This window comes from Kitasatospora sp. NPDC059577 (assembly GCF_042735475.1).
Taxonomy (GTDB): Bacteria; Actinomycetota; Actinomycetes; order Streptomycetales; family Streptomycetaceae; genus Kitasatospora.
The window spans coordinates 68246-79513 of record NZ_JBHWBZ010000034.1 but is presented as its reverse complement, the minus strand read 5'-3'; the positions used below and the strand labels follow the sequence as shown (position 1 = coordinate 79513).

Sequence of the window (11268 nt, the reverse complement as noted above, 5' to 3'; positions counted from 1 at the left end):
GCTCCGGGCGCCCCGCGGGGGCCCCCCCCCCCCCCCCCCCCGGCCGGGCGCGGCGCCCCCCGCCCCCCCCCCCCCCCCGGGCCCCCCCCCCCCCCCCCCCCCCCCGCCCCCCCCCCCGCTCCGTCGTGTCAGCCCACCGAGGAGTAGGCGATGATGCCGCGGCGGAGGCCGTCGACGGCCTTGCGGGCCGTCCTGCGGAGTTCGGCGTCCTCACCGGCGGCGTCCTGGATCTGACCGAGGACGTCGATCAGCTGCTTGGTCCAGCGGACGAAGTCGCCGGCCGGCATCTCGGCGTCGCGCAGGACCTGGTCCAGGCTGTGGCCGAGCGCCCAACGGTAGGCGACCCAGGCGAAGCCCAGGTCGGGCTCCCGCTGGCCGACGCCCTCGGCGGTGTTGATCCGGTGCTGCTCCTCCAGGGCGTCCAGGTGGCCCCAGATCCGGACCATCTTGCCGAGCGCCTCCTTGGCCGCGCCCTCCGGCACCCGGGGGGCGCCGGCGTCGTCGGCCTGCCGGGCCTCGAACACCAACGCCGAGGCGCAGGCGGCGAGTTCCGCGGCGGCCAGGCCGCTCCAGACGCCCTCTCGGATGCACTCGGAGGCGAGCAGGTCGAGTTCGCCGTAGAGCCGGCCGAGCCGTCGGCCGTCGTCGGTCACGGTGTCGCCGCTCAGGTAACCGAGGTCGGTGAGCAGGCCGCAGACCCGGTCGAAGGTGCGGGCGATGGTGTGGGTGCGCGAGCGCATCCGGCGTTCCAACTGCTCGGTGTCGCGGTGCAGCCGGTGGTAGCGCTCGGCCCAGCGGGCGTGGTCATCGCGGTCGGAGCAGCCGTGGCAGGGGTGCTGGCGCAGCTCGGCCCGCAGCCGGGTGATCTCCGGGTCGTCGGCGGCGGCCGCGCGGCCGCGGCGGAACCGGTCCGGCTCCAGGTGGCCGGCCTTGGTGCGCAGCGCGGAGGCGAGGTCCCGGCGGGACTGCGGGCTGCGCGGGTTGAAGGACTTCGGGATGCGGACGCGCTCGATCGCGGTGACCGGGTGCGGGAAGTCGATCATGGCGAGCCGCTTGACCTGGCGCTCGGCGGTGAGCACCACCGGGCGCGGGCCGTCCTGGAAGTCCGGGTGGCGCCGGTCGCCCCGGCCGGAGCGGTCGACCGGGGGCAGGCCCGGGTCGAGGACCAGCGCGAGGCCGGCGAACTTGCCGGTGGGGACGTGGATGACGTCGCCCGGCTTGAGCTGCTCGATCGACTCGACGGCGGCCGCGCGGCGCTGGCTGGTGCCCTCGCGGGCCAGCTCGTTCTCGCGGTCCTTGAGCCGGCGGCGCAGCTCCATGTACGCGTCGAAGTCGCCGAGGTGGCAGGTCATCGACTCGCGGTAGCCCTCCAGGCCCTCCTCGTTGCGCTGCACCTGGCGGGCGATGCCGACCACCGAGCGGTCCGCCTGGAACTGGGCGAAGGACGTCTCCAGCAGCTCGCGCGAGCGGTGCCGGCCGAACTGCGAGACCAGGTTGACGGCCATGTTGTAGGAGGGCCGGAACGAGGACTTCAGCGGGTAGGTGCGGGTGCCCGCCAGACCGGCCAGCGCCTCCGGGTCGAGGCCGCGCTGCCAGAGCACCACGGCGTGGCCCTCGACGTCGATGCCGCGCCGCCCGGCCCGGCCGGTGAGCTGGGTGTACTCGCCGGGGGTGATGTCGGCGTGGGTCTCGCCGTTCCACTTGACCAGCTTCTCCATGACCACCGAGCGGGCGGGCATGTTGATGCCGAGGGCCAGGGTCTCGGTCGCGAAGACGGCCTTGACCAGGCCCTTCACGAAGAGCTCCTCGACGACCTCCTTGAACCGGGGCAGCATCCCGGCGTGGTGGGCGGCGATGCCGCGCTCCAGACCGTCCAGCCACTCGAAGTAGCCGAGGACGTGCAGGTCCTCGTCGGGGATGTCGGCGCAGCGCTCCTCGACGATCGCCCGGACCGTGGCGCGGTCGGCCTCCTTGTTGAGCCGCAGCCCGGAGCTCAGGCACTGCTGGACGGCGGCCTCACAGCCGGCCCGGCTGAAGATGAAGGTGATCGCGGGCAGCAGGCCCTCGGCGTCGAGCCGGTCGATGACGTCCACCCGGCCCGGCGTCCAGACCCGGCCGGGACGGCCGTTGGGCATCGAGCGGCCCCGGCCGCGGCCGAAGCGGTCGCGGGGGTTGCGGTCGACCTCGGAGCGGGCGAGCCGGACCAGCTCGGGGTTGACGGCCTTGCCGGGGTTCTTCAGGTTGTTCCTGGGGCGGCCGTCCCGGTCGGGGTCCGCGAACAGGTCGTACATCCGGTTGCCGGCCATCACGTGCTGCCACAGCGGCACCGGGCGGGTCTCGGAGACGATCACCTTGGTGCCGCCGCGCACGGTGTCCAGCCAGTCGCCGAACTCCTCGGCGTTGGAGACGGTCGCGGAGAGCGAGACGAGGGTGACCGACTCGGGGAGGTGGATGATGACCTCCTCCCAGACGGCGCCGCGGAAGCGGTCGGCGAGGTAGTGCACCTCGTCCATCACGACGTAGCCGAGGCCGTCGAGGGTGCTGGAGCCCGCGTAGAGCATGTTGCGCAGCACCTCGGTGGTCATCACCACCACCGGGGCGTCGCCGTTGACGGTGTTGTCGCCGGTGAGCAGGCCGACCTTGGCGGCGCCGTAGCGCTTGACCAGGTCGCCGTACTTCTGGTTCGACAGCGCCTTGATCGGCGTGGTGTAGAAGCACTTGCGCCCGGCGGCCAGGGCCAGGTGCACGGCGAACTCTCCGACGATGGTCTTCCCGGAGCCGGTCGGGGCGGCGACCAGGACGCCCGAGCCCGCCTCCAGCGTCTCGCAGGCCTCCAGCTGGAAGTCGTCCAGCGGGAAGTCGTACAGCTGCTGGAAGCCGTACAGGGCGGTGGCCTGCTCCTTGGCCCGGCGGCGGCTGGCCGCGTACGCCTCGGCGGGGCTGAGCTCCCGGTCGTCCTGGGGCTCTGGATCAGGGGTGTTCATCGCCGTCCGGGTGTGGTTGGTGTGATCTCGCATCTCAGCGAGAGGTTACCCGGGTGGACCGACATCGATAGCACCCTTTTTCCGGGGTGCGGTCGACCGCCGGATCACCACCGGAGTAGCCGCGGGATTCGCCGCGGGACCCCCGGGGCCCGCCCCGGGATCGGTCGCGGGATCGGTCGCGGGATCGGCCACGGACCGGTCGCGGGACCGTCACGGGATCAGTTCTCTCTCAGATCCATAGTTGCAAATGTCTTCAAGTGATCAAAAGTGAGCCGAATTCGGGCGACTTCGATCATCGCCGGTGAACCGTCGTCCGATCTCCTTACCTTCGAGGTCACAGCCACCAATCACGGGAGGACAGCCACGATGGCGAACCTGGAGACGTCCCTCAAGGACGCCATGTCGATCGAAGGCGCGATCGGCGTCGCGCTGGTCGACTACGGCAGCGGCATGGCGCTCGGCAGCCTCGGCGACGGCGGCGAACTGGACCTCAACGTCGCCGCGGCCGGGAACACCGACGTGGTCCGCGCGAAGATGCGGGCGATGGAGATGCTCAACCTGCACGACAACGACATCGAGGACATCCTGATCAGCCTGACGAACCAGTACCACATGGTCCGGCCGATCACGACGCCCAGCGGGCGGGGCCTGTTCCTCTTCCTGGCGCTCAACCGCAACCGCTCCAACCTCGCGATGGCCCGCCACCAGCTCAAGCGGATCGAACTCTCGCTGGAGATCTGAACCCGGGACGGACACCAGGAAGGGGGGCATCGTGACGGTCGCGCTCTACCAGGCCAAGGCCGAGTTCTTCCGGATGCTCGGCCATCCCGTCCGGATCCGGGTGCTGGAACTGCTCCAGGCCGGACCGACGCCCGTCCGCTGCCTGCTCGCCGAGCTGGAGATCGAGCCCTCCAGCCTGTCCCAGCAACTCGCGGTGCTGCGCCGGTCCGGCATCGTGACCGCCACCCGGGAGGGCAGCACGGTGGTCTACGCGCTGGCCGGCGTCGAAGTCGCCGAACTGCTGCGGGCGGCCCGGCGGATCCTCACCGGGCTGCTCGCGGACCGGAACCTGCTGCTCGCGGAACTGCGGGCCGACCCGGACCCGGATCCGGACCCCGATGCGGGGCCGGACCCGGGGACCGAGCCGGATCCGATTCCGGATCCGGGACCCGGGAGTCCGAGTTCCGATCCGGGGACCGCGAGTCCGATTTCCGACCCGGGGACCGAGCCGGATCCGGATCCGGACCCGCCCCCCGAGCGGTACCGGCCAGGTCCGGGCTAGGCCTTGAGCACCCCGGCCAGCCCGTCCGCCAGCCGCTCGTACTCCTGCGGCCGGTTGTACAGCTGCGCACTGATCCGCAGCACCCCGCCGCCGTCCCAGGGGCGGACCGCGATCCGGGTGCGCAGCCGCCGCCAGGTCTCGGCCATCAGCGCCCGCACCTGCTCCTCGGTCTCGCCGTGGCCGGCCGGTAGCCGGACGGTGCGCATCCACACCCCGGGCGTCGCGGGCAGCGGCGCCAGCCCCGCCCGCTCGGCGAGCGCCCGCTGGCCGTACGCGGCGAGCGCGGTGTTGTGCGCGGCCACCGCCGCCGGGCCGAGCGCCCGCATCAGCTCGAAGCCGGCCGGGGCGGCCAGCCACGGCGTGTAGTCGCAGGTGCCGCGCCACTCGACGTTGCCCGGGAAGCCCTTGTCGTGCTCCCAGGACAGCGCCAGCGGACGCACCCGGCCGGTCCACTCGGGTCGGACGGCGAGCACGCCGGTGGCGCGCGGGGCGAAGGCCCACTTGTGCAGGTTGCCGAACCAGAAGTCCGCGTCCGGCTCGGCCGGGGCGGGCAGCATGCCGGGCGCGTGGGCGCCGTCGACGACGGTGGTCACGCCGCGCCGGCGCAGTTCGGCGAGCAGGGCCGGGCCGGCCACCAGGCGGGCGGTGGGCGAGGTGAGCTGGTCCAGGACGGCGACGGTGGTGCGCGCGTCCACGGCGGCGAGCACGGCCTCCCGGACCGCGTCCTCGTCCGGGGCGTCCAGCGGGATCCGGGCCGTGACCACCTCGGCCCCGGTCTCGGCGGCCTTGCGCTCGACGGCCCGGGTCACGGCGCCGTAGCCGTGGTCGGTGACCAGGATCCGGTCGCCGGTGGCGAGCGGGAGGCTGTCCAGGGCGATCGCGACCGCCTCGGTGACGTTGGCGACGAGGGCGAGCCGCTCCGGGTCGGTGCCCAGCCCGGCGGCGATCAGGGTCCGGGCGGCGGCGATCCGGGCCGGGAGGTCGGCGAAGAAGCCGTCGGGGTCGAGTTCGTGCTCGGTCCGCAGCCGTTCCTGCGCCCGCTGCACCGGGACGGGCACGGCGCCGTACGAGCCGTGGTTCAGGTGCGCCGCGTCCGCCGACACGCTGAACAGGCCTTCGGCGGCGGGCAGCGGGGCCGGGGGTCCGGCGGTCGGCAGGTCCTCGATCACGTTTCCTCCGCTCGACGGCACACCTACGTGGTGTGTGACATTTCACATGACAGACTACTGGTCGGGGCACGCACCGCGCGACCACGATCGGGCCGTGACCATCACCGACGCCTTCCTTGCCCTCAGCGCCCGCACCGGCCGGTTCACCTACGGCGCACCGCGCGCGTACACCCTCGCCGAGGACGGTACCCGGCTGCTGCTGCTCCGCTCGACCGGTCCCGAGGACCCGGTCGACCGCCTCCACCTCCTCGACACCGCCACCGGCGAGGAACGACCGGTCGCCGACCCGGCCGCGCTGCTGCCCGGCCGCACCGGCCGCCGCGACGACCTGCCCGCCGTCGAGCGCCGCCTGCGCGAGCGCACCCGGCTGGTCGCCGCCGGGATCGGCGGCTACGCGGCCACCGCCGACCTCGCGATCGTCGCCTTCACCCTCGACGGCCGACTGTTCCGCACCGACACCGCCGCCGGCACCAGCGACGAACTCCCGGTCGCCGGCCCCGCGTTCGACCCCCGCCCGGACACCACCGGCCAGCGCGTCGCCTACGTCGCCGACGACGCCCTGTACGTCACCCCCGGCCTCGAACCGCTCTCCCCCTCCGACGGCGCCCGCTGGGGCGTCGCCGAGTTCGCCGCCGCCGAGGAACTCGGCCGCGCCCGCGGCCACTGGTGGCGCCCGGACGGCGGCGCGCTGCTGGCCGCCCGGGTGGACGAATCCGCCCTCCCCCGCCGCCACTTCGCCGACCCGGCCCGCCCCGCCGAGGCGCCCGAGGACTTCGCCTACCCGCAGGCCGGCGGCCCCAACGCGGACGTCCAGCTCTGGGTCCTCGGCCTCGACGGCGGCCGGACCCGGCTGCACTGGGACGCCGACGGCTTCCCGTACCTCTGCGCCGCCTCCTGGGCCTCCGACCACGAGGTGCTGCTCACCGTCGCCGACCGGCTGCAACAGAACGTCCTGCTGCTCAGCGCCGACCCCGCCACCGGCGAGACCCGCGAACTCTCCCGCACCACCGACGAGTTCTGGGTGGACGAGCTGCCCGGAACCCCCGACCGGCTGCCCGACGGCCGGCTGCTCACCGTCCACGACACCCCGCAGGCCCGCGGCCTCGCCCTGGACGGCAAGCCGCTGGACACCACCGGGCTGCAGATCCGCCGGGTGGTCGGCCGGCTGCACGGCCGACTGCTCTGCGAGACCGGCCAGGGCGACCCCGCCGACCAGTACGTCCACCTGGTCGACCCGGACGGCGGCGCACCCGAACTCCTCACCACCGGCCCCGGCGTGCACTCCGCCCTGGCCGCCGCCGACACCCTGCTGCTCACCTCGGCCTCCGCCGACGGGACCCACCGCCGCGTCCTGCGCGACGGCCGCGAGACGGCGCTCACCGACCACTCCGCCGCACTGCCGTACCGGGTCCGCCCGCTGCTCGCCCGGGTCACCGAACGCGGCCTGCCGACCGCCCTGGTGTACCCGCGCGACCACGTCCCCGGCCGTCGGCTGCCCGTCCTGCTGGACGTCTACGGCGGGCCGGGACACCAGGCCGTGGCCGCCGAACCACGCCGCTGGCAGCTCCGCCAGTGGTGGGCCGACCAGGGCTTCGCCGTGGTCACCACCGACAACCGCGGCACCCCGTTCGTGTCCCCGGACTTCACCCGGGCGATCTTCCGCCGGTTCTCCCAGGCCGCCCTGGACGACCAGGTCGACGCCCTGCACGCGCTCGCCGCGCGCCACCCGGACCTCGACCTCGGCCGGGTCGGCGTGCGCGGCTGGTCCTACGGCGGCTACTTCGCCGCGCTCGCCGTGCTGCGCCGCCCGGACGTCTTCCACGCCGCCTGCGCGGGCGCCCCGCCCACCGACTTCCGGCAGTACGACACCGCGTACACCGAGCGCTACCTCGGCCTGCCGCAGGACAACCCCGCGGGCTACGCCGGCGACTGCCTGCTCACCGACGCGCCCGGACTGACCAGGCCGCTGCTGCTGATCCACGGCCTGGCCGACGACAACGTCCACCCCTCGCACACCCTGCTGCTCTCCCAGGCCCTCACCACGGCCGGCCGTCCGCACGCGGTGCTGCCGCTGCCGGGCGTCACCCACATGACCCCGGACGGGACCAACGAGCGGCTGAGCCTGGCCGAACGCGCCTTCCTGAAGGCCTCCCTGGGCTGATCCGTTGCGCCGCCCGGGCCGGACTGCGACACTCCGCGTGACCGCCGTCCGGTCCGGGCGGGGCAGTCGAACGGGGAGAGCACGGATGAGGATAGACAGACCGGGCCCGGTCGGACAGCGGCAGTGGACCCCGCTGACCGCCGGCAACGCCGGCCTCGCCTTCGGGCTGGAGCTCGCCATGCTGGCGGCGCTCTGCTACTGGGGCTTCAGGACCGGTTCCACCCTGGGCACCCGGCTGCTGCTGGGGCTCGGCGCACCGGCCCTGGCGGCCACCGTCTGGGGCCTGTTCCTGGCCGCGGGCGGGCCGACGTTCCGGCTGCCGGTCGCCGCGGAGATCGTGCTCAAGCTGCTGACCCTGGGCACGGCCGCGCTCGCCCTGTACGCCGCCGGGCGGAGCACGCTCGCGGTGGTCTACGCCGTGCTGGTGGTGGTCAGCGTGGCCGTCGAGTACACCACCCGCTGACGGCAGGACCGCTGACGAACCGGCAGGTCGGAGGCATCGACCGGCAGCCGCAGGAAGATCCGTTGAGTTCGCCCTGCCGGGCTGCGACACTCCGCTTGACGGCCTGCCGGCCCGGGCGGCCCGGCGGGCGGGGACCGAGGCGGGGAGAGCGCGCGGATGACGATCGACAGACCCGGCCCGACGGAGCGGCGACTGCGCAGGTCGCTGGCCAGGGCCGGCACCGAACTCGGCTTCGGGGTGCAGCTCGCGAGCCTGGCGGCGCTCTGCTACTGGGGCTTCCGGACCGGTGACGGCCTGGCCCTGCGGCTGCTGCTGGGGCTCGGCGTCCCGGCCGCGGCCCGCGCGGTCTGGGACGTGTTCCTGGCCGAGCGCCGGGCGAAGGTCGAACTGCCGCTCGCCGCACGGCTGGCGCTCAAGCTGGTGCTGCTGGGCGCGGCCGCGGTCGCGCTGTACGCCGCCGGGCCGGCCACCCTGGCGGCGGTGTTCGCGGCACTGGTGGTGTTCAGCCTGGTGCTGGACTTCGCCAACGGCTGACGGTCCGGCCGCCCGCACGACTGACGAAGCGGCACGAGGCCACGCCGCAAGGGGCGTCGCACCTCCGGGTGCGGCGCCCCTTCCGCTTGCGCCGGACCCCTTCCACGTGACCGGTGACATGTGAAATATTACCTGCGCTTCACCGACCGACGACCCGAAGCACCCCATCCTCCGGAAAGGACCGGTCAGTTGCGCAGACTGTCCGCGGCCCTCGCAGCCGCGCTCACCACGAGCGCGATAGCGGCCACCCTGCTGGGCACGCCCGCCCAGGCCGCACCCCCCGCACCCCTCGCCGTCACCGCCGCGGCCTCCGAGGCCGCCCAGCAGGGCGCCGAGGGCCCGCCCGCACCGCTCGTCCCGCAGGAGCGCGAGCGCCAGGCGCTCCGCAGCAAGGCCCTGGAACAGCTCAACAAGGGCGCCGTCGCCAAGAGCGCCGACAAACGGGCCCCGGCGAAGGTGAAGATCGGCAACGACTACGTCCAACTCGCCCACCAGCGCACGGACAAGGTCTTCGTGATCCTCGCCCAGTTCGGCGACGAGGTCGACGACTCCACGCAGTGGAACGGCCAGGCCCGCTACGGCGGCACCCCCGGCCCGCGCCACAACCAGATCCCGAAGCCGGGCAAGGACGACAACCACACACTGTGGTCACCGGACTTCGACCGGACGTACTACCAGAAGATGTTCTTCGACGACTCGCCCGGCGCCGTGTCGATGCGCAACTACTACCGCACCCAGTCCTCCGGCCGGTACGACGTCGAGGGCACCGTCAGCGACTGGGTCACCGTCCCGTACAACGAGGCCCGCTACGGCAGCAACAAGGGCCCGCAGGGCTCCGGCGCCTGGACCCAGGCCCAGGAGTTCGTCCGGGACGCCGTCAAGGCCTGGTACGACGGCGAGGTCGCCAAGGGCCGCTCCACCGCCGACATCAAGGCACAGCTCGCCCAGTACGACGTCTACGACCGCTACGACCACGACAAGGACGGCGAGTTCGCCCAGCCCGACGGCTACCTGGACAACGTCATCGTGGTCCACGCCGGCGTGGACGAGACCTGGGGCGGCGGCGCCCAGGGCGCCGACGCGCTGTGGGCGCACCGCAGTTGGGCCTTCCCCGACGCGACCGGCCAGACCGGCCCGGCCGGCGACAAGATCGGCGGCGCCCCCGTCGGCGACACCGGCCTGTACGTCTACGACTACGTCCAGGCGGGCGAGAACAGCGGCGTCGGCCTGTTCGCCCACGAGTACGGCCACAACCTCGGCCTGCCCGACCTCTACCCGACCAACGGCGGCGACAACAGCGTCAACTTCTGGTCGCTGATGTCCTCCGGCTCATACCTGGGCAAGGGCCCCAACACCACCGGCGGCTACCCGGGCGACCTCGACGCCTGGAGCAAACTGCAGTTCGGCTGGCTCAACTACGACGAGGCGCAGGCCGCGACCCGCTCCAGCCACGCCCTCGGCGTCAGCAGCTACAACACCGACCAGGCGCAGGCGGTCCTCGTGCACCTGCCGGACGGCACCACCAGCACCGACCTCGCCGACCCCTACGAGGGCGGCAGGCAGTGGTGGAGCGACACCGGCGACAACCTCGACAACTCCCTCGCCCGGGACGTCGACCTGCGCACCGCCGCCGGACCGGCCGCACTGGACGCCGCGGTCTGGTACGACGTCGAGCAGGACTACGACTTCCTGACCGTCGAGGCCTCCACCGACCAGGGCAAGCACTGGACCGCCCTCGGCGGCACCGTCGACGGCGCGCCGATCGGCAACACCAGCGCCAACACCCCAGGGCTGAGCGGCACTTCCGGCACCTACCGGAAGCTCCACATCCCGCTCGACGGCTACCTCGGACAGCAGGTCCGGCTGCGCTTCCACGTCACCTCGGACAGCAACACCCACGGCAAGGGCGTCCTGGTGGACGCCGTGCGCGCCACCGCCGCGGGTACGGAGCTGTTCGCCGACGGCGCGGAGAACGGAGCCGGCGGCTGGACGGCCAACGGCTTCACGGTGATCACCGGCCGCACCGCCGTCAAGCAGCACCCGCGGGCCTACATCGCCGAGAACCGCCGCTACACCGGCTACGGGGCGTTCCTGAGGACCGGGCCGTACAACTTCGGCTACACCGGCGTCACCGGCAAGGCCAACGTGGTCGACCCCTACCCGTACCAGGAGGGCGTCCTGCTCTGGCTGTGGGACACCTCGTACGGCGACAACAACACCAAGGACCACCCCGGCGGCGGGCTGATCCTGCCGATCGACGCCCACCCCGCGCCGATCCGCTTCGCCGACGGCACCCTGGTCAACGCGCGGGCGCAGACCTTCGACGCCACCTTCTCGCTCAAGCCGACCACGCCGTTCACCCTGCACAAGGGCGGCGTCGCGGTGCGGATCCCGGCCGAGCCGGCCGTCCCGGTGTTCAACGACCACAGCGGGGTGTACGCCGACCCGGCCACGCCGCAGCTGACGGTGAAGGTCCCGGACACCAACACCAGGATCGAGGTCGTCCGGGAGTCCCAGGGCGGGCGGATCACCACCGTCCGGGTGGGCCCGGCCTCCTGAGCCGCCCGGGGCCGGGCCCCCCGGGGGGCGGCCGCGCCCCAGTGGGGGGCGCCGCCCCCCCCCCCGCCGGGGGGGCGGCGCGGCCCCCCGGGCCCGGGGGGCGCCCCCGACTGTTT

General features: G+C 73.7%; 7 protein-coding genes and 1 pseudogene. 6 read left to right on the top strand and 2 right to left on the bottom strand.

Features of this window, described 5'->3' with window-relative positions:
- Positions 1 to 128: 128 nt before the first annotated feature.
- Positions 129 to 2984, bottom strand: coding sequence for a DEAD/DEAH box helicase (locus ACFV0O_RS24735; protein WP_380345370.1), 2856 nt, complete (start codon positions 2982 to 2984; stop codon positions 129 to 131).
- A gap of 366 nt (positions 2985 to 3350) precedes the next feature.
- Here ACFV0O_RS24735 and ACFV0O_RS24730 point away from each other — a divergent pair, with 366 nt between their 5' ends.
- Entirely contained in the window at positions 3351 to 3725 is a 375-nt protein-coding gene (locus tag ACFV0O_RS24730; RefSeq protein WP_360261519.1) for a hypothetical protein, read from the top strand.
- Positions 3726 to 3756: 31 nt separating this feature from the next.
- A pseudogene (locus ACFV0O_RS24725) lies at positions 3757 to 4081 on the top strand (ArsR/SmtB family transcription factor); the annotation flags it as partial.
- Between the two features lie 181 nt (positions 4082 to 4262).
- On the opposite strand, the gene ACFV0O_RS24720 reads toward ACFV0O_RS24725, so the two are convergent.
- Positions 4263 to 5435, bottom strand: coding sequence for an aminotransferase class V-fold PLP-dependent enzyme (locus tag ACFV0O_RS24720; protein ID WP_380345357.1), 1173 nt, complete (start codon positions 5433 to 5435; stop codon positions 4263 to 4265).
- A 94-nt stretch (positions 5436 to 5529) separates the two neighbouring features.
- Between ACFV0O_RS24720 and ACFV0O_RS24715 the strand changes: the two genes are divergently transcribed.
- The 4 genes from ACFV0O_RS24715 to ACFV0O_RS24700 all read left to right on the top strand — a co-directional run bounded on the left by ACFV0O_RS24715 (position 5530) and on the right by ACFV0O_RS24700 (position 11152).
- Positions 5530 to 7596 (top strand): prolyl oligopeptidase family serine peptidase, encoded by a 2067-nt coding sequence (locus ACFV0O_RS24715; protein ID WP_380345355.1) that lies wholly within the window; start codon positions 5530 to 5532, stop codon positions 7594 to 7596.
- An 85-nt stretch (positions 7597 to 7681) separates the two neighbouring features.
- Positions 7682 to 8059 (top strand): YrdB family protein, encoded by a 378-nt coding sequence (locus ACFV0O_RS24710; RefSeq protein ID WP_360261527.1) that lies wholly within the window; start codon positions 7682 to 7684, stop codon positions 8057 to 8059.
- Between the two features lie 156 nt (positions 8060 to 8215).
- A complete protein-coding gene (locus ACFV0O_RS24705; protein ID WP_380345353.1) occupies positions 8216 to 8593 on the top strand; it encodes a DUF2568 domain-containing protein in 378 nt (125 codons plus the stop codon).
- A gap of 189 nt (positions 8594 to 8782) precedes the next feature.
- Complete coding sequence (locus ACFV0O_RS24700) at positions 8783 to 11152, top strand: immune inhibitor A domain-containing protein (RefSeq protein WP_380345352.1); 2370 nt, start codon at positions 8783 to 8785, stop codon at positions 11150 to 11152.
- Positions 11153 to 11268: the final 116 nt, after the last annotated feature.

Bases quoted from the DNA above. Each gene is read 5' to 3' on its own strand.
- ACFV0O_RS24735 (WP_380345370.1), bottom strand. From the start codon at position 2,984: ATGAACACCCCTGATCCAGAGCCCCAGGACGACCGGGAGCTCAGCCCC.
- ACFV0O_RS24730 (WP_360261519.1), top strand. From the start codon at position 3,351: ATGGCGAACCTGGAGACGTCCCTCAAGGACGCCATGTCGATCGAAGGC.
- ACFV0O_RS24710 (WP_360261527.1), top strand. From the start codon at position 7,682: ATGAGGATAGACAGACCGGGCCCGGTCGGACAGCGGCAGTGGACCCCG.
- ACFV0O_RS24705 (WP_380345353.1), top strand. From the start codon at position 8,216: ATGACGATCGACAGACCCGGCCCGACGGAGCGGCGACTGCGCAGGTCG.